We start from the raw sequence: 18,429 nt of genomic DNA, 5'->3' as shown, positions 1-18,429 counted from the left end.
TCGCGCAGGCCCCGCGCGCGTCACGCGCGGGCGTCGCGCGCGTCGCCCGTGGCCGAGCGCCAGAAGGCTTCCGCGACCGGGCCCAGCGGCTCGCGTTCGCGGTACAGGCGCACCTCCAGCGGCACGTTCCACTCCTCGCCCGCGGCGGGCACGAGGCGGCCGAGGGCGAGGTCGTCGCGCACCAGCGTCTCGGGCAGCCATGCGAGACCGCGGCCATCGAGCGCCATCGTGCGCAGCACCGAGGCGGCGTGCGCGGTGAACGCGACGTGGCCGCGATCGAAGCGGCGCCCCAGCACGGCGCGCAGGATGCGCCCCAGGCCCGACTCGTCGGTGTACTGCAGCACCGCGGCCGGCTCGTCGTCCGACAACGCGTGGCGCGGCTTGCCGCCCGCGTCCGGCTGCGACACCGGCACCAGCACGTCGCCGCCGACGCACGTGGCGCGGTAGCCATCGACATCGAGCGCGCCGGGCGCCTTGGCATGTGCATGGCTCAGCACGAACTGCACCTGGCCCTGCTGCATCAGCGCCTCGCAGCGCGCGAGCACGTCCGACATCAGCCTCACCTGGCCCAGCGGGGCGCTCGACTCGAGATGGCGCAGCCACTGGGGCAGGAACGTGAACGACAGCGCGTGCGTCGCCGCGATGCGCAGCGCCTGGGCGTCGGCGTCGCGGATGCGGCGCGCGTCGCCCGGCAGTCGGGCCACGCGCTTCAGGAGATCCTCGGCGACGCCGCGGAACCACTCGCCGGCCTGCGTCAGCGTGGCGGGCTGCGAGCTGCGGTCGAAGAGCTCGACGCCGAGCCAGTCCTCGAGGCCGCGGATGCGCCGGCTGAACGCCGGCTGCGAGCTGGCGCGCTCCTCGGCGGCGCGCGAGAAGTTGCCGCTCGCGGCCAGCGCCAGGAAGTCCTCGAGCCAGGTCAGGTTCATGGGCGGGTCGTCCAGCGCATCGAAGATGAGGAAATGAGCATTGGCCCGCGCGGCGCGGCCGGCGCAACATGGCAGGCATCAACCCGCCGGAGACACGCCATGAAGATCGTCGAGATCCGCGAGATCACGCTGCCCATCAGCTCGCCCATCCGCAACGCCTACATCGACTTTAGCAAGATGACGCTGAGCCTCGTCGCGGTGATCACCGACGTGATCCGCGACGGCAGGCCCGTCGTCGGCTACGGCTTCAACTCGAACGGCCGCTACGGCCAGGGCAAGCTGATGCGCGAGCGCTTCATCCCGCGCATCCTGGAGGCCGATCCGGCGTCGCTGGTCGACGCGACGGGCGACAACCTCGACCCGCACAAGATCTGGGCCGCGATGTTCACCAACGAGAAGCCGGGTGGACACGGCGAGCGCTCGGTGGCGATCGGCACGATCGACATGGCGGTGTGGGACGCGGTCGCCAAGATCGCCGGCCAGCCGTTGTTCCAGCTGCTCGCCGAGCGCTACGGCACGGGCACGCCGAACCGCCAGGTCTTCGTCTACGCCGCGGGCGGCTACTACTACCCGGGCCAGGATCACGGCAAGTTGAAGGACGAGATGCGCAGCTACATCGATCGCGGCTACACGGTCGTCAAGAAGAAGATCGGCGGCGCCTCGCTCGATGAAGACCTGCGCCGCATCGACTCCATCCTGTCGGTGCTGCAGGACGGCCAGAAGCTCGCCGTCGACGCCAATGGCCGCTTCGACCTGGACACCGCTGTTCGCTATGCCAAGGCGCTGTCGCAGTACGACCTGTTCTGGTACGAGGAGGCCGGCGACCCGCTGGACTTCGAGCTGCAGGCCACGCTGCGCAGCTATTACAAGAACCCGATGGCCACCGGCGAGAACCTGTTCTCGATGCAGGACGCGCGCAACCTGGTCCGCTACGGCGGCATGCGCCCCGACCGCGACTGGCTGCAGTTCGACTGCGCGCTGAGCTACGGCCTGGTCGAATACCTGCGCACGCTGGACATGCTGAAGGAACACGGCTGGTCGGCCAGCCGCTGCATCCCCCACGGCGGTCACCAGATGTCGCTCAACATCGCCGCGGGACTGGGCCTGGGCGGCAACGAGTCCTATCCCGACCTGTTCCAGCCGTTCGGCGGCTTCCCCGATGGCGTCAAGGTGGACCAGGGCTTCGTGACGATGCCCGACCTGCCCGGCATCGGCTTCGAGGGCAAGTCCGACCTCCATCGGCAGATGAAGGCGCTGTCGGACTGAGGCCGAAATCCCCGCCGACTTGTCGGCTTGTCATGGTGCTCGACAGGCGCCAGGCATACAGTCGAGCCATGAGCCGCCAGATCGCGATTCCCGCTGCCCCTTGCGCCGATGCCGAGCGCATCCTGCCTGGCTACCAGTTCGCGGACGCGTACAAGGTGCAGGCCATCCACGGCGTCGATGCGATAGCGTCCACGCGCATGGCGTTCGCCCACATGCCCTTGTGGATGCGCGTGCTGATCGGCGCGCGCAACCGGCTGGGCCGGCTCGTCGGGCTCAAGCCCGCGCCCAAGGGCGGATTCCCGGTGGTGCGCGAATCGCCCGACCAGGTGATCCTGGGCTTCGACGACAAGCACCTCGACTTCCGCGTCGTCGTGGGCGTCGGCGGCGGCTTCGCCACCGTCACGACCATCGTGCGCTGGCACAACGCCTGGGGCCGCGCCTACCTGGCGGCCATCATGCCGTTCCATCGCGCCATCGCCGCGCGTGTCATCGAGGGCGTGGCCTGAGCCAAGGCAGCCTGTTCGACGAGTTGCCGGAACCGGTTCCGGCGAACCTGCCCGAGGGCCTGGCGTACGAGGCGGACTTCCTCTCGCGCGATGACGAGGCCGCGCTGATCGCGCTCATCCGCGCGCTGCCGCTCGAGGCCGCCATCTACAAGCAGTACACGGCGCGCCGTCGCGTCGCGAGTTTCGGCGGCAGCTACGACTACGACGCCAACAAGCTGCTGCCCGCGCAGCCGCTGATCGAGGAGCTGCATCCGCTGCGCGCGCGCGTCGCGCGCTGGGCGGGCGTCGAGCCCGAGGCGATCCGCCACGTGCTGGTGGCCGAATACGCGCCGGGCACGCCGCTGGGCTGGCATCGCGACGTGCCGGAGCACGAGGACGTCTTCGGCGTCTCGCTCGGCTCCACGGCCACGCTGCGCTTCCGCCCGTACCCGCCGGTCGCGCCGAAGCGGGCCGACGTCGTCAAGCTGCGCGCGGCGCCGCGCTCGATCTACGCGCTGCGCGGGCCGGCGCGCTGGGGCTGGCAGCACAGCGTGGCGCCGGTGGACGAGTTGCGGTGGTCGATCACGCTGCGCACGGCGCGCAACGTTGTTCGTTAGAGCCTCGCGGGTGGGGTCAGGTCTTGCCTTTCGCGGTTGGGGTCAGGTCTTGCCTTTTGCCCGCGACTTGGGGTCAGGTCTTGCCTTTTGCCTGCCCCTGCCCTCGGTGGCGGCCGGGTTCAACGCGAAAGAGGCGGCCCCTTCGAAGTTCGAGCACGACAGCGTTTCGGTGTGGGTCTTGCCTCGGAGCACGCAGGATTTTTGGAGGCAAAAGGCAAGACCTGACCCCAGCCGGAAGGCAAAAGGCAAGACCTGACCCCCAAAAGGCGTGACCCCCAAAAGGCGGGCGCGCTGGGGCTGGCAGAACAGCGTGTCGCCTGTGGACGAGTTGCCGTGGTCGATCACCCTGCGCACGGCGCGAGCGGGCCGGTGAGTCGACGTGCGCGAGGTCTGGCATTGCCCGATCCGCGATCGACACCGATGCCTTGATCCGGGCGACGGCGCGGACGAGGAGATGCCAGACCCCTCCGCCAGCATCGCGCCGCGTCAGAAGCTGCCCGCGTCGCCCGGGAACGTGACCGGCGACTCCCAGCCGTCGGCCGACACCGCCGACACGCCGAAGAAGAAGTCGTCGAGATCGACGTTCCTCAGCACCGCATGGCCCGGATCGACATTGGCCGCGTAGCTGCGGCTGTGCTGCCACTGCGGCGCCGTGGTGTCGCGCCACCAGACACGGTACTGCGCGACTCCGGGCTGCGGCGTCCAGGTCATGACGGTGTCGGTGGTGACGGCGCCGCCGATCTGCACGCCCTGCACCGGCGCGGGCGCGTTGGCGAGCGCGGCGAGCGTGATCGCGTTCAGGCGCGTCACCTGCGCGAGGTAGTCGAAGTCGACGCGGTCGATCGTGTCGCCGAAGCGCACGCCGTTCTCGGTGCGCAGGTCCTGGTGCTCGTTGCGGTAGTCCTCGTGCGGCTCCGTGAGGCGCAGCGCCGGGTAGCCGTGCTGCAGGAACTCCACCTGGTCGCCGCCGCGGCCGTAGCGGTCGGTGCGGTAGACCATGTTGACGCGGAAGTTGACCAGGTGGCGATCGGCCAGCCCGGCGACGAAGCGCGCCAGGTTGCGCGACGGAGAGTCCAGCTCGCCGCCGTTGTAGCGCCGCTTGCTCGCCTGCTCCGGCGTCTCGAGTGCCTTGGTGCCTTCGGAGAACACGCGCACGACGTCGTTCTGGTTGACGCCGTCCTGGCCGTGGCTGTTGCCGACGATGTCGTTGTTCAAGTCGGCCTCCACGCGCCAGCCCTGCGCCTTCGCGTAGTCCGCCAGCACCTTGCCGCCGTACAGGCCCTGCTCCTCGCCGGTGAGCACGCCGTAGACGATGGTGGCCGCGAACCTGCGCTTCGAGAGGATGCGCGCCGACTCCAGCACCGCCGCCGTGCCCGACGCGTCGTCGTTGGCGCCCGGAGCGTCGTGCGTGGCGTCCATCACGTCGGTGACGCGCGAGTCGATGTGGCCGGTGATCGCGACGACGCGGCCGGGGTCGCCGGTGCCGCGCTGGATCGCGACGACGTCGACGATCTCGACGCCGTTGGGCGCGCGCTTGCCGGTGATGTTCTGCGCCGGCGTGACGATCTCCAGGCAGCCGCCGCATTCGCGCGAGATCGCCTCGAAGCGCGCCTTGGTCCAGCGCCGCGCCGCGCCGATGCCGCGCGTCTCGGAGACGGTGTCCGACAGCGTATGCCGCGTGCCGAAGCCGACCAGCTTCTCGATGGTGGCGTGCAGCGCCTGCGGGTCGACGGCGTCGGCGATGGCGGCCAGTTGCACGTCGGGCGGATCGGCCGCGAAGGCCTGCGACGACAACAGCAGGGCGGCGGCGAGCGGGAGGCGAAGGTTTGGCATGGCGCGGATTATCGGGATCCGCGCCCGCGCCGTCACGGCAGGGTCTTCCAGCCCTCGGGCGTCCAGCGCAGCAACCGGTCGCTGATGCCGCCCGGCGACGCCGCCATCTGCTGGTGCGCGAGCGTGCGCAGCGCATCGAGCGCGTGGGCGCTCTCGTCGCCGGTGTAGATGATCTCCGTCGGCAGCGGCACCGCGACGATCAGCACGCCGTCCTGCGCCTTGGCCATGGCCGCCCAGTCGGCGGGAAACAGGATGCGGCTGGCCGTGTAGGCGTCGCCGTCGATCGTGCCGAGCTTGCCCTTGGCGGCCGGCTGCGCGACGCTGGCCAGCGGCTGCAGCGACGCGTGCGTGTTGCTGCGCGCGAGTTCGCGCAGGCCGGCGGCGTCGAGCTTGAGCGCCTCCATGTCCTTCGACGAGGCCCAGCGCAGCGAGGCCGGCGAGTCGATGACGACCGTGCTGACCAGGCCCTCGACGAAGGGCTGCACCTGCAGCGCGAGGCCGGTGGCGCGCGTGCTGTCCATGTAGGCCTGCGCCATCCGCGCCGAGCGCACCGCGATGCGGACCTGCGCCGGCGCCGGCGGCTTGTTCATGTCCTGGAAGGCCTGGGTGACGCCGGCCACGTAGCGTGCCGACGACTCGTCGCACTTCGCGGCATTCGCACGGCAGGCCTGGAACAGCCGCCCGAGGTTGACGGTGAAGCCGGCGTTGCCGATCGTCAGCCGCTGCGGGCCGACGACGATGACGTGCTCGTCCGGCAGCGCGGTGCGCAGCTGCTCGGTGATGGCGTCGGTGAAGCCGGGATCCTCGGTCGGCACCGGGTCGGCGAAGGCCGCGTGCGAGAAGACGAGGGCGCAGGCGAGCGCGGCGGCGCGCAACGGGATCGGGAGGGTCATGCGCGATTCTAGGAGGCCAGGCTGAAGTCTCGGCCACGGTGCGGCCCGGCTCGTCCTCGCCCGCTTTATATGCAACCACGGGGTTGCATGTTTGAGGAGCCCGCGCTACAAATACGTCACCAACCGGAGAGCCGCCATGTCGTCCACCAACGAGATCCGCAAGCACCTGCACATCAAGGCGCCGCAGTCGCGCGTCTGGCAGGCCATCACCGATTCGGCCCAGTTCGGCGCCTGGTTCAACGTCGCGCTGGAGTCGCCTTTCGTCGTCGGCCAACCCACGTCCGGCCAGATCACGTACAAGGGCTGGGAGCACGTGCGCTTCACGCTGCACACCGAGGCGCTGGAGCCCGAGACGCGCTTCGCGTACCGCTGGCACCCGTACGCGGTCGACACGAAGAAGGACTACTCGGCCGAGCCGATGACGCTGGTCGAGTTCCTGCTCGAGCCGCAGGACGGCGGCACGCTGGTGACGGTGGTCGAGTCCGGCTTCGATCGCCTGCCGCCCGAGCGCATTGCCGAGGCGTTCCGCATGAACGAGCGCGGCTGGGACGAGCAGCTCGAGAACGTGCGGGCCTATGTCGGCGCCTGACGCCGCCCGGCGCGCGCAGGACGCCGCGCCGCTGTTCGCCGCGCTCGGCGACGCCACGCGGCTGCAGCTGCTGATGCGCCTGTCGGCCAGCGGGCCGGAGTCGATCGCGCAGATGAGCGAGAAGTCAGCCGTCACGCGCCAGGCCATCACCAAGCACCTGCAGGTGCTGTCCGACGCCGGCTTCGTGGCCGGCGAGCGGCGTGGGCGCGAGCACATCTGGCGGCTGCGGCCGCAGCGCATCCGCGATGTCCATGCGCAGCTCGATCGGATCTCGAAGCAGTGGGAAGATGCCCTCGAACGCCTGCGCGCGTTCGTCGAAGGGGATCAATGATGAGCAACGAGAACGATCTTGAACGCTTCGTGGAAGCCCAGGAACCGCGCATCGCCGACGCCATGGCCGAGCTGCGCGCCGGCCGCAAGCGCACGCACTGGATGTGGTTCGTCTTCCCGCAGCTGCGCGGCCTCGGCCACAGCCAGATGGCCTTTCACTTCGGCATCGCCTCGCGCGACGAGGCCGCGGCCTACCTCGCACATCCGGTGCTGGGGCCGCGGCTGCGCGACTGCGTCGAGCGGGTGCTGGCCGTGCGCGGCCGCACGGCGCACGAGATCTTCGGCTCGCCCGACGACCTGAAGCTGTGCTCCTGCCTCACGCTGTTCGGCGAGGTCGCCGGCGGCGAAAGCGTCTTCGACCGCGCGCTGCGCCAGTATTACGGCGGCCAGCCGGATCCGGCCACGCTCGGCCTGCTCGCGAAGCCCCGATGACGGCGCGCCGCAAGTCGCGCGACATCGACTTCGACGCGCCCGCCGACGTCGTCGCCCATGCGCTGATCGGCGCAACGCTGCTGGTCGACGGCGTCGGCGGGGTGATCGTCGAGACCGAGGCCTACGACCAGTCCGACCCGGCCTCGCACACGCACATGGGCCCGACCGCGCGCAATGCCGCGATGTTCGGGCCGTCGGGCCACGCGTACGTCTACCGCTCGTACGGCATCCACTGGTGCCTGAACTTCACGTGCCGCGAGGTCGGGCATGGCGCCGGGGTGCTGATCCGCGCGCTGGAGCCGCGCGTCGGCCTGGAACAGATGGCCCAGCGGCGCGGCCTGTCCGATCCGCGATTGCTCTGCTCGGGCCCGGGCCGGCTCGGCCAGGCGCTGGGCATCACGAAGGCGCACTACGGGCTGCCGCTGGATCGCCCGCCGTTCTTCGTCGCCGCGCCGGACGAGGCCACCGAGTCGCTCGTCGGGCCGCGCATCGGCATCTCGAAGGCGGTCGACGCGCCGTGGCGCTTCGGGCTCGTCGGCTCGCGCTTCCTCAGCAAGCCGTTCGCGAAGGGCTAGGCATCCACGTCGACGTGCGCGACTTCGGGCAGCGCGTCGATGGCGGCCCAGTCGATCGACCCCAGCACGCGCGTCATGTTCTTGCCGCACCACGAGGCCAGGTCGGCGCGCGGCTTCCAGGCCCAGGCGTCGGCCTCGGGGGTGTCGAGGCCGGTGCGGTGGTGGACGAAGAAGGAGCGGCAGCGGCAGCGCGACATGTCGACGGCGTCGTTGGCCACGCGCAGCGCGAACAGGTGCAGCCGCTTGGCGGGCAGGTAGGCGAATTCGCCGAGGTCGAACAGCGCGTCGGCCGGCAGGCGCAGCCCGGCTTCTTCCCAGGCCTCGCGCACGGCGGCGTCGCGCGGCGCCTCGCCGTCGTCGGCGATGCCCTTGGGCAGGTCCCAGCGCGGCATGCCGGTGGTGTGGCAGACGAACAGCCCGCCGCGCCGATTGGCCAGCACGACGCCGCAGGAAACGGTGCGCGCCATGCTCAGGCCGCCAGCAGCACGATGACCGCCCCGGCGCCGCCCTGCGGCCCGGCGGCCTGCGCGAACGCGATGACTTCCTGCCGCTGCGCCAGCCACTTGTGCACCTTGGCCTTGAGCACCGGCTCGCGCCCTGGCGAGCCGTGGCCCTTGCCGTGGATCACGCGCAGGCAGCGCAGCCCGCGCTGTTCGGCGCCGCGGATGAAGGCGCCGACGGCCTCGCGCGCCTCGTCGCGGCGCAGGCCGTGCAGGTCCAGCTGGTCCTGGATCGACCACTTGCCCTTGCGCAGCTGGCCCAGCACGTCCAGCGACACGCCCGGGCGCCGGAAGCCGAGGCCGTCGTCGGTGAGCAGCAGCGACTCGACGTCCACCTCGTCCGACATCGCCTCGGCCAGCGCACGGGCCTCGTCGAGCTCCTTCTGGCGCGGATGCGCGGCCGGCGGCTCGGGCCGCAGGTCGGCGCGCGCGGCGACCTTGAGCGGCTTGACGACGCCCACCGCGAGCTCGAACTGGCGCCGCTCGCGATCCGCGCGCGCTTTCTCCTCGGCAGCGCGACGAGCGGCTTCCGCTGCCTCGCGCTGCGCGCGCGCGAGCGCGTCGCGCATGGCGCCGAGTTCCTGCAAGCTGCGCATCTTCAAGACGAATTCCCTCCGTGCCGCCATTTTCGCCGAGCGGGCGATGGCCTCGATTCGGGATGGACAGCCCGCCGGCCGATTCGTTCCCCGTCGAGCCGGCCGCGCAACGGGTCGCCCCGTTTCGCCGGTCTGTCGCGTGGCAGCGACGGGCAGCGCGACGAGTGCGCCATGATGCGCGGTGTCGCCACTTCGCCGTCCACCCATGTCGCTCCGGTCTCGCGTCCGCTCCGTTCTCCTGCTCGCCGCCGCCGCGGCCTCGTTCGGCGCCCTGGCGGAGCAGGGCCGCCTCGGCTTTTCCGTCGCCGCGGACACCGACGGCATGTTCAGTCACACGCTGAAGTCGCTCAAGATCACGGCGGTCGCCGCCGGCGCGCCGGCGGCGGAGGCGGGCCTGAAGGCGGGCGACGAGGTCGTGGCCCTGGACGACGTCGCGATCGCCGGTGCCGACGGCTCGAAGCTGATGGACACGGTGCGCGCCACCCAGCCGGGGCAGCACCTGCGGCTCAAGATCAGGCGCGACGGCGCCGAACGCCTGGTCGACATCGTCGCCGGGCCGGCGGCCAAGTAGGGCGCCGGCCGCGACGCGGGCTCACATCAGGCCGCGCTCCGCGAAGCTGACCACCGTGCCGGCGCCCACGACCAGGTGGTCGAGCACGCGCACGTCGATCACGCGCAGCGCCGACGCCAGCGACTGCGTCAGCACCTCGTCCGCGCGCGACGGCTCCGCCACGCCCGACGGGTGGTTGTGCACCAGGATCGCCGCGCCCGCGTTGAGCAGCAGGGCCTGGCGCAGCACCTCGCGCGGATAGACGCTGGTGTGCGCGAGCGTGCCGCGGAACAGCTCCTGCATCTCGATGAGGCGGTGCTGCGAATCGAGGAACAGCACGCCGAAGACCTCGTGCGACAGCGCGCCCAGGCGCAGCGCGACGAAGTCCTTCACCTTCTGCGGCGAGTCGAACACCGGCGCGGCCTTCAGCTGCTGCGCCAGCGCGCGGCGGGCGATCTCGAGCACCGCGGCCAGCTCGGCGCGCTTGGCCGGGCCGATGCCGCCGGCGCGCGCCAGCTCGGCCGGCGTGGCGTGCATCAGGCCGGCCAGGCCGTCGAACTGGCCCAGCAGGCGCTCGGCCAGCTGCAGCACGCCCGTGCCGCGCACGCCGGTGCGCAGCAGCAGGGCCAGCAGCTCGACATCGGCGAGCGCGCATGCGCCGTGGGCCAGCAGCTTTTCGCGGGGACGGCTGGCGCTGGGCAATTCCTTGATCGACATGGCAACGGGCCTGGCAGGTAAAATCGGGTTTCTTCGTGGGTGAAGCGCCTCGGCGCGCCCCATGCGAGCCGACCCGTCCAGTGTCGTGCGCACTCCAGCAGGCCGTGCCTGCCCAACCGCCTCATATTCGTGAACATCGTCCAGCCCGACTCGTTTCTGACGTTGCACTACCGCCTCAGCGGCCCCGACGGCGCCGAGGTCGTCAGCACGTTCGACGACAAGCCCGCCACGCTGTCGCTCGGCGCGGGCCAGCTCGCGCCGGCCATCGAGGCCTGCCTCGTCGGCATGGAGGAGGGCACGCGCATGACCTGGCACCTGGAGGCGGGCGCCGCCTACGGCGAACGCAACCCGGAGATGCTGCAGCGGGTCAAGCGCAGCCTGCTCGCGCAGCACGGCGATGCCGGCGAGCAATACCGCGTCGGCGACGTCGTCGAGTTCCCCACGCCGGACGGCACGGGCAAGTTCGCCGGCGTGGTCCGCGAGGAGGGCGCCGACTGGCTGCTGTTCGACTTCAACCACCCGCTGGCCGGCCAGCCGGTGACGTTCGAAGCGCAGCTGATCGGGGTGCTGTGATGGGCAACGCACGGCCGCCCGAAGGGGCCCGCACCGCAGCCGCAGGCGAAGGCAATTCCAATGACTGAGATCAAGACCGACGTGATGGCGAGTGTCGACGCGCAGCAGCAGGCCGAGGCGCAGAAGTTCGTCGACGAGGTGCTGCTCGCGCAGCCGCGCGGCTTCTGCGCGGGCGTCGACCGCGCCATCGAGATCGTCGAGCGCGCGCTCGAGAAGTTCGGCCGGCCGATCTACGTGCGCCACGAGATCGTGCACAACACCTTCGTCGTCAACGACCTGAAGAGCAAGGGCGCCATCTTCATCGAGGACCTGGCCGACGTGCCGCCCGGCGCCACGCTGGTGTTCTCGGCCCATGGCGTCAGCAAGGCCGTGCGCGAGGAGGCCGCGCAGCGCGGCTTCTCGGTGTTCGACGCCACCTGCCCGCTGGTGACCAAGGTGCACGTCGAGGTCTCGAAGCTCGCGCGCGAGGGCTACGAGTTCATCATGATCGGCCACAAGGGCCACCCCGAGGTCGAGGGCACGATGGGCCAGCTGCGCGAGGGCATCTATCTCGTCGAGGAAGTGGCGGACGTCGCCAACGTGCATCCGAACGACCCGACGAAGCTGGCGGTCGTCACGCAGACCACGCTGTCGGTGGACGACGCCGCCGAGATCCTCGAGGCTGTCAAGCTGCGCTTCCCGCAGGTGCGCGAGCCCAAGAAGCAGGACATCTGCTACGCCACGCAGAACCGCCAGGACGCGGTGAAGTTCATGGCGCCCAAGGTCGACATCGTGATCGTCGTCGGCAGCCCGACCAGCTCCAACAGCAACCGCCTGCGCGAGCTGGCCGAGCGCCTGGGCACGCCGGCCTACATGGTCGACGGCGCGCAGGACCTGCAGCCGGCCTGGTTCGACGGCCGCGCCCGCGTGGGCCTGACGGCCGGTGCCTCGGCGCCCGACGTGCTGGTGCAGGCCGTCATCGACCGCCTCAAGCAGCTCGGTGCGGTCAGCGTGCGCAACATCGACGGCGTCAAGGAGACGGTCGAGTTCCCGCTGCCGATGGGTCTCGGCGATCGCAGCATGGCGGAATTGCGCGCGTCGCGATCTTGACGTTCGCAGCCTGAGCGCGTCGCGCTCGTCGTCCCAAGTCTTCGTCGCAACGCGTGCGCCCGCGGGCCCGCGCGACACCTGAATACGCACCCCCGAATCAAGGAAAGAGACCATGCTCGACATCAACCAGCTGCGCCGCGACCTGCCGGCCGTCATCGCCGGCCTCGAGAAGCGCAGGAACCCCCAGCCGTATCTCGACGTCGCCGCCTACACGGCGCTCGAGAACGAGCGCAAGTCGCTGCAGACGAAGACCGAGGACCTGCAGGCGCGCCGCAACAGCCTCAGCAAGCAGATCGGCATGCTCAAGGGCAAGGGCGAGGACACCGCGCCGGTGATGGCCGAGGTGGCCGGCATCGGCGACGAGCTCAAGGCCAGCGCCGAGCGCCTCGACGCGCTGCAGGGCGAGCTCAACACCATCCTGATGGGCCTGCCCAACCTGCCCGACGACGCGGTGCCCCCGGGCGTCGACGAGACCGGCAACGTCGAGGTGCGCCGCTGGGGCACGCCGGCGACGTTCGACTTCGCGGCCAAGGACCACGTCGACGTCGGCGCCCCGCTGGGCCTCGATCCGGAGACCGGCGCCAAGCTCTCGGGCTCGCGCTTCACCGTGCTGCGCGGCGGCATGGCTCGCCTGCACCGCGCGCTCGCGCAGTTCATGCTGGACACCCACACCGGCGAGCACGGCTACACGGAGATGTACACGCCCTACATCGTCAACCGCGAGGTGCTGGAAGGCACCGGCCAGCTGCCCAAGTTCAAGGAAGACATGTTCTGGGTGCTGCGCGGCGGCGACGACCAGCAGCCCGAGCAGTACCTGATCTCGACCTCGGAGATCTCGCTGACCAACACCGTGCGCGGCGAGATCCTCAAGGCGGAAGAGCTGCCGTTGAAGATGACCGCGCACAGCCCGTGCTTTCGCTCGGAGGCCGGCTCGGCCGGACGCGACACGCGCGGCTTCATCCGCCAGCACCAGTTCGACAAGGTCGAGATGGTGCAGATCGTCCACCCCGAGCACAGCATGCAGGCGCTGGAGGACATGACGCGGCATGCCGAGACCATCCTGCAGAAGCTGAACCTGCCGTACCGCACCGTGCTGCTGTGCGGCGGCGACATGGGCTTCGGCGCCGTCAAGACCTACGACCTCGAGGTGTGGCTGCCGGGCCAGAACGCGTACCGCGAGATCAGCTCGTGCTCGAACATGGGCGCGTTCCAGGCCCGCCGCATGCAGGCGCGCTTCCGCAACGCGGCCGGCAAGCCCGAGCTGGTGCACACGCTCAACGGCTCGGGCCTGGCGGTCGGCCGCACGCTGGTCGCGATCCTCGAGAACTACCAGCAGGCCGACGGCTCGGTGACGATCCCCGAAGTGCTGCGCCCGTACATGGGCGGCCTGGCCGTCCTGAAGGTCTGACATGGACTACCCGTCGTACGACCCGCAATCGCCCAACACGCCGCTGACCGAAGAGGAGCTGTCGAGCCTCGACGACCTGCTGACGAACCTGCCTTCCGACGGCTCGATGACGCTGGACGGCATGGACGGCTACCTGACGGCGCTGCTGGTCGGCCCCGTGGCGATCGGCAGGACGGCCGACTGGCTGCCCGCGATCTGGGGCGGCGAGCAGGAGCCCGCGCCGGCGCCGTTCGCCAGCAACCAGAAGAAGAAGCGCACCACGGTGCTGGTGCTGCGGCACCTGCGCAGCATCGAGGCGGCGCTGTCCGGCCCGCCGGACGCCTGGGAGCCGGTGTTCAGCGTCGCCGAGGTGCCGGGCACGCAGGGCGAGGAGCTGGCCGACGCGACCGACTGGTGCATGGGCTTCCTGGCCGCGATGGATCTCGCGCCCGACGCGTGGGCGCCGCTCAACGCCGATGCCGAGATTGGCCCGGGCCTCGCGACGATCGCGTTCCTCGGCGGCGACATCGACGCGCCGCCCGAGTCCGGCGACGGCGATGACGAGGACATGGACGACCCGCAGGTGCGCGACCAGCTGAGCCGCGCCGCCACCGAGGTCGTGCTGAAGCTGTGGGCGCGCAAGGCGGCGTGAGCCCGCCGTCGCACGACGATCCCCTCGCGGGCCTCGACGCGCCCGCGCGTGACGTGCTCGCCGCGCTCGCGCTCGGCGCGCTGGCACGCTCGCGCACGTGGGTGAGCGACGCGCTGGCGTCGCCGGCGCTGCGCACGCCGGGCAGCGTCGCGCCGTCGCAGGAGCTGGTGCGGCACACGCTGGCGCGGCTGCAGTCCGCGGGCCTCGCCAACGAGGACGAGCGCCGCCCGGGCATCTGGACGCTGCCGATGAACGTGTACCCCGTGGTGTATGCGCGGCTGCTGTCGCGCGCGCCGCAGGCCGCGCTGCAGGAGGCGCTGGCGCACGCGGACGCCTACGCGGTCGCAAGCCTCGGCCGCCAGAGCCACGGCCGCTTCCCGACGCTCAACGCCACCATCTCGCGCGTGCGCCTCGACGCGATGTTCGGCGCCGCGCCGGTCGACCTCGCGCAGCTGCTCGATCGCCTGCCGCCCGGCCTGCACGACATCCCCGCGCTGCTCGACGCCGCGCTGGCCGACTGCATCGACGAGACGCTGTTCGACCGCCTGCATCCCGCGATGCAGGGCGACGTGCTCGCCGGCGCGCTCGATCGCCTCGGCAACGCGCTCAACACCGGCATCGCGCTCGGCGCGGCCTTCGTGCGCGAGCGCGCGACGCGGTTGGTCGACGACGAATCGGCGCCGCACACGAACGGCCTGCGCTGGTCGTTCGCGTTCGACCGCCTGCTGGCCGACGGCGCCGATCGCCGCGGTGCGGACTGGGTCGAGTCCTTCGGCCGCATCCTCGCTCCCGCGATCGACGCGCCGGACGAGGGCGGCCTGATCGACGCGATGCGCGCCACGCACGGCCACGGCGCGGCGCCGCCGCAGGCCAGCATGCCGCTTGCATCCGCGGCGAGCCGGCGCGCGATCGCGCAAGCCATCGGCGCCGCCGCGCTCGCGACGCAGGGCCGCTGGTCGGACGCCGAGCCCGAGTTCGACGCCGCGCTGGCCGCGCTGCGCAAGCTCACCGGCAAGCGGCGCGGGCTGGTTCCGCTGTCGGTGGCGCTGCCCAACGTGCTGGCGCTGCTCGCGCAGCAGACGCCGGCGCACCTGGACAAGGCGCTGCGCTTCTGCCTGGCCGAAGGCGGCAAGCGCGATCCGGTGCTGGAGCATCCGCTGGGCGCGATCGCGCTGGCGATCCAGATGCGGCTGGGCGCCGCGCCGCGCGAGATCAAGCCCTTCCTGCCGTTCGGCAGCCAGTGGGGCTATCGCGCCGCCTCGCGCGTCGTCTCGCCGCTCGACCACAACCGCTGGCTCATGCGCGCGTGGCTGAAGGAGGGCTCGCTCGCCGAGGGCCTGCCGCCGGCCGAGGCCGACGCGGCGCAGAACCTCAAGAGCGCCTACGACGCCGCCGGCTTCGACGGCCTGGCCGAACAGCTGGGCGCCGCGCTGCGCGTGCTGGGCGGCGAGCCCGCGCCATCATGGTTCTTCGTGCCGGCCGGGCTCGAGCGCTGGCAGGTCGCGCTCGCGGCGCTGCGCGCGCTGGGCGAACCAGCGACTGCAGCGCCCGCGGGCGCGGCGTCGACGCCCGACACCCGCGTCGTCTGGCTGATCGAGACCGGCGACAACGGCGCGATCCGGGGGCTCGTGCCGCACGAGCAGAAGCGCGGCGCGCGCGGCTGGGGCGCGCTGAAGGAAGTGCCGCTGAGCCGGCTGCAGCGCGGCGCGCAGGCGCTGACGCCGGCCGACGCGGGCGTGGTGCGCGCGATCCGCCAGGAGACCTTCGGCCGCAGCCTGCGGCTCGACCTCGCGCAGGCCGTCGGCGCGCTGTTCGGCCATCCGCATGTCGCGTTCTCCGACGCGCCGGAGCAGTTCATCGAGCTCGTCGAGGCCGGCCCGGAACTCGAGGTCGTCGACGAGGGCGAGCGCCTGCGCGTGCGCATGCAACCCTCGCTGCAGGTGGCCACCGACGCCGCGACGGCGCGCTGGGCCGGCAGCGAGGCCGAGCAGAAGGAACTCGATGCGTTGCGGCTGGTGTCGATCTGGCGCGACGGGCCGCAGCGCGCGAAGCTGATCCGGCTGAGCGCGTCGCAGAAGCGCGTCGCGCAGCTGCTCGGGCCGACCGGCCTCGACATCCCGCGCCAGGGCGCCGCCCAGTTGCAGGAAGTGCTGACCGGCCTCGGCAGCCACTTCCGAATCCATGCCGACGACGCCGAGACCGCGCTGGCTGCGCGCGAGATCGTGCCCGAGTCGCGCCTGCGCGCCGAGCTGCAGCCGGTCGGCGACGGCCTGCAGCTGCGGCTGGTGGCCGCGCCGTTCGGCGCCGACTACGCGGCCGTCGGCCCGCGCCTGATCCCGGGCCGCGGCCGCGCGCGCGTCGTCGCGACGTTGAAGGGCGAGAGCGTCGGCGTGCAGCGCGACCTGAAGCTGGAGCGCCATCATCTCGAAGCGATCCTCGACACCTGCCCGATGCTGGAGGAGCTGCCGCCGGACGCGCCCTGCGAATGGCTGCTCGACCAGGCCGACGACGCGCTCGCGCTGGTCGAGCGCCTGCAGCCGCACACGTCCATCCGCGCGCTCGACTGGCCGCAGGGCCGGCCGGTGCGCGTGGCGCCGGGCGCGCTGGACCAGCTCACGCTCAAGGTGCGCACGCACGAGAACTGGCTGGCGCTGGACGGCAAGCTGAAGGTCGACGAGGAGCTGGTGGTCGGCTTGCAGCAGCTGATCGCCTTCGCCACCGAGGGCAAGAGCCGCTTCATGCCGCTGGGCGACGGCCGCTTCCTTGCGCTGACGCAGGAGCTGCGCGAGCGCGTGGCCGACATCGCGGCCGTCACCGAGAAGCAGGTCGCGCGCGCCAACAATCCGGACGAGGTGCGCGCGCCCGCGATCGCCGCGCCGTGGCTGCAGGCCGCGATGGAGGGCGCGCGCGTCGAGCACGACGCGGCCTACGCGGCGCGGCTGATGGCGCTCGACGAGGCGCGCCGCGTCGTGCCGGCGCTGCCGTCCACGCTGCAGGCCGAGCTGCGGCCGTACCAGGAAGAAGGCTTCGAGTGGGCGATGGGGCTCGCGGCCGCGGGGCTGGGCGCGTGCCTGGCCGACGACATGGGCCTCGGCAAGACGCTGCAGGCGCTGGCGGTGATGCTGGCGCGCGCCGCCAACGGGCCGGCGCTGGTCGTGATGCCGACGTCGCTGATCGGCAACTGGCGCTCGGAGGCGTCGCGCTTCGCGCCATCGCTGCGCGTGCATGTCTACGCCGAGAAGGGCAGCACATCGGAGCGCGCGGGCGTCATCGCCGAGATGGGCCGGCACGACGTGCTGCTCGTCTCGTACCCGATGCTCCAGATCGACGGCGACGCCTTCGCCGGCAAGCTGTGGGCGACGCTGGTGCTGGACGAGGCGCAGGCGATCAAGAACGCCGCGGCCAAGCGCAGCCAGGCCGTGTTCGCGCTGCAGGCGACGTTCCGGCTCGCGATGTCGGGCACGCCGATCGAGAACCGGCTGGGCGAGCTGTGGTCGGTGATGCGCGCGTGCAATCCCGGCCTGCTCGGAACGCTGGCGCGTTTCAACGAGCGCTTCGCCAACCTGATCGAGCGCCAGAACGACCGCGCCGCGCAACGCACGTTGAAGCGCCTGATCGCGCCGTTCATCCTGCGCCGCACCAAGGCGCAGGTGCTGGCCGACCTGCCGCCGCGCACCGAGCTCGTGCTGCAGGTGCAGGGCGACGACGCCGAGAAGGCGCACTACGAGGCGCTGCGCCGCGAGGCGCTGATCGCCGCGGAGAAGAGCCTGTCGGGCGACGGCGCGGGCCAGGCGCACCTGAACGTGCTCGCGGGCCTGACGCGCCTGCGCCGCGCGGCCTGCGATCCGCGTCTCGTCACGCCGACGCTCAAGCGCCGTGGCGCCAAGGTCACCGCGTTCGCCGAGCTCGCCACCGAGCTCGTCGCCAACGGCCACAAGGCGCTCGTCTTCAGCCAGTTCGTCGACTTCCTCGCCTTGCTGCGGGAGCCGCTGGACGAGGCCGGCATCGCCTATCAGTACCTCGACGGCAGCACGCCGTCGGCCGAGCGCACGAAGCGCGTCGAGGCCTTCCAGAACGGCGAGGGTCATCTGTTCCTCATCAGCCTGAAGGCCGGCGGCTTCGGCCTGAACCTGACGGTGGCCGACTACGTCGTCATCGCCGACCCGTGGTGGAACCCGGCCGCCGAGGACCAGGCCAGCGGCCGCGCGCACCGCATCGGGCAGCAGCGGCCGGTGACCGTCTATCGTCTCGTCAACACCGGCACGCTGGAGGAGAAGATCCTCACGCTGCACCAGACCAAGCGCGAGCTGGCCGACAGCGTGCTCGAGGGCGACGGCGACGCCACCGCCGCGGTGCCGATGGCGCGCGAGCTGCTGCAGCTGATGCGCGGCGACGACATCCCCGAGTAGCGGACTCGGA

General features: G+C 71.6%; 19 protein-coding genes. 13 read left to right on the top strand and 6 right to left on the bottom strand.

What is annotated here, in order from left to right; genetic code table 11:
* Window positions 1-20 precede the first annotated feature (20 nt).
* Window positions 21-926 carry a LysR substrate-binding domain-containing protein gene (locus LPC04_RS26545; protein WP_275685343.1) on the bottom strand — a complete coding sequence of 302 codons (906 nt, stop codon included), beginning with the start codon at window positions 924-926 and terminating at the stop codon, window positions 21-23.
* 99 nt (window positions 927-1,025) lie between these two features.
* Between LPC04_RS26545 and LPC04_RS26540 the strand changes: the two genes are divergently transcribed.
* The 3 genes from LPC04_RS26540 (at window position 1,026) to LPC04_RS26530 (ending at window position 3,294) form a co-directional block, all read left to right on the top strand.
* A complete protein-coding gene (locus LPC04_RS26540; RefSeq protein ID WP_275685342.1) occupies window positions 1,026-2,192 on the top strand; it encodes a mandelate racemase/muconate lactonizing enzyme family protein in 1,167 nt (388 codons plus the stop codon).
* A 68-nt stretch (window positions 2,193-2,260) separates the two neighbouring features.
* Window positions 2,261-2,698: a DUF2867 domain-containing protein gene (locus LPC04_RS26535; RefSeq protein WP_275685341.1), complete on the top strand. Its 438-nt coding sequence runs from the start codon at window positions 2,261-2,263 to the stop codon at window positions 2,696-2,698.
* 23 nt (window positions 2,699-2,721) lie between these two features.
* Entirely contained in the window at window positions 2,722-3,294 is a 573-nt protein-coding gene (locus LPC04_RS26530; RefSeq protein WP_275685340.1) for an alpha-ketoglutarate-dependent dioxygenase AlkB, read from the top strand.
* Window positions 3,295-3,780: 486 nt separating this feature from the next.
* Here LPC04_RS26530 and LPC04_RS26525 read toward each other — a convergent pair whose 3' ends face one another.
* Window positions 3,781-5,127, bottom strand: a complete 1,347-nt coding sequence (locus LPC04_RS26525; RefSeq protein WP_275685339.1) for a M28 family peptidase — start codon at window positions 5,125-5,127, stop codon at window positions 3,781-3,783.
* 32 nt (window positions 5,128-5,159) lie between these two features.
* The gene (locus LPC04_RS26520; protein ID WP_275685338.1) at window positions 5,160-6,020 is read right to left on the bottom strand and encodes a DUF1444 domain-containing protein; all 861 of its coding nucleotides are present in this window, start codon (window positions 6,018-6,020) and stop codon (window positions 5,160-5,162) included.
* A gap of 136 nt (window positions 6,021-6,156) precedes the next feature.
* Between LPC04_RS26520 and LPC04_RS26515 the strand changes: the two genes are divergently transcribed.
* Genes LPC04_RS26515 through LPC04_RS26500 form a run of 4 tightly spaced genes read left to right on the top strand, consistent with a single transcriptional unit; the run spans window position 6,157 to window position 7,946 of the window.
* Window positions 6,157-6,609, top strand: coding sequence for an SRPBCC family protein (locus LPC04_RS26515; RefSeq protein WP_275685337.1), 453 nt, complete (start codon window positions 6,157-6,159; stop codon window positions 6,607-6,609).
* Complete coding sequence (locus tag LPC04_RS26510) at window positions 6,596-6,940, top strand: ArsR/SmtB family transcription factor (RefSeq protein WP_275685336.1); 345 nt, start codon at window positions 6,596-6,598, stop codon at window positions 6,938-6,940. Before LPC04_RS26515 ends, LPC04_RS26510 begins: the two co-directional genes overlap by 14 nt.
* Window positions 6,940-7,371, top strand: a complete 432-nt coding sequence (locus LPC04_RS26505) for a DUF1810 domain-containing protein (RefSeq protein ID WP_275685335.1) — start codon at window positions 6,940-6,942, stop codon at window positions 7,369-7,371. The genes LPC04_RS26510 and LPC04_RS26505 overlap by 1 nt, the downstream gene beginning before the upstream one ends.
* Window positions 7,368-7,946 carry a DNA-3-methyladenine glycosylase gene (locus LPC04_RS26500; RefSeq protein ID WP_275685334.1) on the top strand — a complete coding sequence of 193 codons (579 nt, stop codon included), beginning with the start codon at window positions 7,368-7,370 and terminating at the stop codon, window positions 7,944-7,946. Before LPC04_RS26505 ends, LPC04_RS26500 begins: the two co-directional genes overlap by 4 nt.
* On the opposite strand, the gene LPC04_RS26495 is transcribed toward LPC04_RS26500, so the two are convergent.
* Both LPC04_RS26495 and LPC04_RS26490 read right to left on the bottom strand, forming a co-directional pair.
* The gene (locus LPC04_RS26495) at window positions 7,943-8,413 is read right to left on the bottom strand and encodes an NUDIX hydrolase (protein ID WP_275685333.1); all 471 of its coding nucleotides are present in this window, start codon (window positions 8,411-8,413) and stop codon (window positions 7,943-7,945) included. The two genes, LPC04_RS26500 and LPC04_RS26495, sit on opposite strands and share 4 nt — an antisense overlap.
* A 2-nt stretch (window positions 8,414-8,415) precedes the next feature.
* Window positions 8,416-9,048 carry a Smr/MutS family protein gene (locus LPC04_RS26490; RefSeq protein ID WP_275685332.1) on the bottom strand — a complete coding sequence of 211 codons (633 nt, stop codon included), beginning with the start codon at window positions 9,046-9,048 and terminating at the stop codon, window positions 8,416-8,418.
* Window positions 9,049-9,247: 199 nt separating this feature from the next.
* Here LPC04_RS26490 and LPC04_RS26485 point away from each other — a divergent pair, with 199 nt between their 5' ends.
* The gene (locus tag LPC04_RS26485; RefSeq protein ID WP_275685331.1) at window positions 9,248-9,613 is read left to right on the top strand and encodes a PDZ domain-containing protein; all 366 of its coding nucleotides are present in this window, start codon (window positions 9,248-9,250) and stop codon (window positions 9,611-9,613) included.
* A 21-nt stretch (window positions 9,614-9,634) separates the two neighbouring features.
* Here LPC04_RS26485 and radC read toward each other — a convergent pair whose 3' ends face one another.
* Window positions 9,635-10,309: a RadC family protein gene (gene radC, locus LPC04_RS26480; protein WP_275685330.1), complete on the bottom strand. Its 675-nt coding sequence runs from the start codon at window positions 10,307-10,309 to the stop codon at window positions 9,635-9,637.
* A gap of 129 nt (window positions 10,310-10,438) precedes the next feature.
* Between radC and LPC04_RS26475 the strand changes: the two genes are divergently transcribed.
* The 5 genes from LPC04_RS26475 (at window position 10,439) to LPC04_RS26455 (ending at window position 18,419) form a co-directional block, all read left to right on the top strand.
* Window positions 10,439-10,882, top strand: coding sequence for an FKBP-type peptidyl-prolyl cis-trans isomerase (locus LPC04_RS26475; RefSeq protein ID WP_275685329.1), 444 nt, complete (start codon window positions 10,439-10,441; stop codon window positions 10,880-10,882).
* An 84-nt stretch (window positions 10,883-10,966) separates the two neighbouring features.
* Window positions 10,967-11,971 (top strand): 4-hydroxy-3-methylbut-2-enyl diphosphate reductase, encoded by a 1,005-nt coding sequence (gene ispH / locus LPC04_RS26470; RefSeq protein WP_275685397.1) that lies wholly within the window; start codon window positions 10,967-10,969, stop codon window positions 11,969-11,971.
* Between the two features lie 112 nt (window positions 11,972-12,083).
* Window positions 12,084-13,379, top strand: coding sequence for a serine--tRNA ligase (serS, locus tag LPC04_RS26465; RefSeq protein ID WP_275685328.1), 1,296 nt, complete (start codon window positions 12,084-12,086; stop codon window positions 13,377-13,379).
* Between the two features lies 1 nt (window position 13,380).
* Complete coding sequence (locus LPC04_RS26460) at window positions 13,381-14,010, top strand: UPF0149 family protein (RefSeq protein WP_275685327.1); 630 nt, start codon at window positions 13,381-13,383, stop codon at window positions 14,008-14,010.
* Window positions 14,007-18,419, top strand: a complete 4,413-nt coding sequence (locus tag LPC04_RS26455) for a DEAD/DEAH box helicase (RefSeq protein ID WP_275685326.1) — start codon at window positions 14,007-14,009, stop codon at window positions 18,417-18,419. Before LPC04_RS26460 ends, LPC04_RS26455 begins: the two co-directional genes overlap by 4 nt.
* Window positions 18,420-18,429: the final 10 nt, after the last annotated feature.

Origin of the sequence: Scleromatobacter humisilvae (genome assembly GCF_023231945.1) — a bacterium.
Taxonomy (GTDB): Bacteria; Pseudomonadota; Gammaproteobacteria; order Burkholderiales; family Burkholderiaceae_C; genus Scleromatobacter; species Scleromatobacter humisilvae.
Note: the sequence above shows the minus strand (reverse complement) of the source record. Positions and strands in the feature narration are given on the sequence as shown.

Coding starts and splice junctions, on each gene's coding strand:
- LPC04_RS26545 (WP_275685343.1), bottom strand. CDS start 926: ATGAACCTGACCTGGCTCGAGGACTTCCTGGCGCTGGCCGCGAGCGGC.
- LPC04_RS26540 (WP_275685342.1), top strand. CDS start 1,026: ATGAAGATCGTCGAGATCCGCGAGATCACGCTGCCCATCAGCTCGCCC.
- LPC04_RS26535 (WP_275685341.1), top strand. CDS start 2,261: ATGAGCCGCCAGATCGCGATTCCCGCTGCCCCTTGCGCCGATGCCGAG.
- LPC04_RS26525 (WP_275685339.1), bottom strand. CDS start 5,127: ATGCCAAACCTTCGCCTCCCGCTCGCCGCCGCCCTGCTGTTGTCGTCG.
- LPC04_RS26520 (WP_275685338.1), bottom strand. CDS start 6,020: ATGACCCTCCCGATCCCGTTGCGCGCCGCCGCGCTCGCCTGCGCCCTC.
- LPC04_RS26515 (WP_275685337.1), top strand. CDS start 6,157: ATGTCGTCCACCAACGAGATCCGCAAGCACCTGCACATCAAGGCGCCG.
- LPC04_RS26510 (WP_275685336.1), top strand. CDS start 6,596: ATGTCGGCGCCTGACGCCGCCCGGCGCGCGCAGGACGCCGCGCCGCTG.
- LPC04_RS26505 (WP_275685335.1), top strand. CDS start 6,940: ATGAGCAACGAGAACGATCTTGAACGCTTCGTGGAAGCCCAGGAACCG.
- LPC04_RS26500 (WP_275685334.1), top strand. CDS start 7,368: ATGACGGCGCGCCGCAAGTCGCGCGACATCGACTTCGACGCGCCCGCC.
- LPC04_RS26495 (WP_275685333.1), bottom strand. CDS start 8,413: ATGGCGCGCACCGTTTCCTGCGGCGTCGTGCTGGCCAATCGGCGCGGC.
- LPC04_RS26485 (WP_275685331.1), top strand. CDS start 9,248: ATGTCGCTCCGGTCTCGCGTCCGCTCCGTTCTCCTGCTCGCCGCCGCC.
- radC (WP_275685330.1), bottom strand. CDS start 10,309: ATGTCGATCAAGGAATTGCCCAGCGCCAGCCGTCCCCGCGAAAAGCTG.
- ispH (WP_275685397.1), top strand. CDS start 10,967: ATGGCGAGTGTCGACGCGCAGCAGCAGGCCGAGGCGCAGAAGTTCGTC.
- serS (WP_275685328.1), top strand. CDS start 12,084: ATGCTCGACATCAACCAGCTGCGCCGCGACCTGCCGGCCGTCATCGCC.
- LPC04_RS26460 (WP_275685327.1), top strand. CDS start 13,381: ATGGACTACCCGTCGTACGACCCGCAATCGCCCAACACGCCGCTGACC.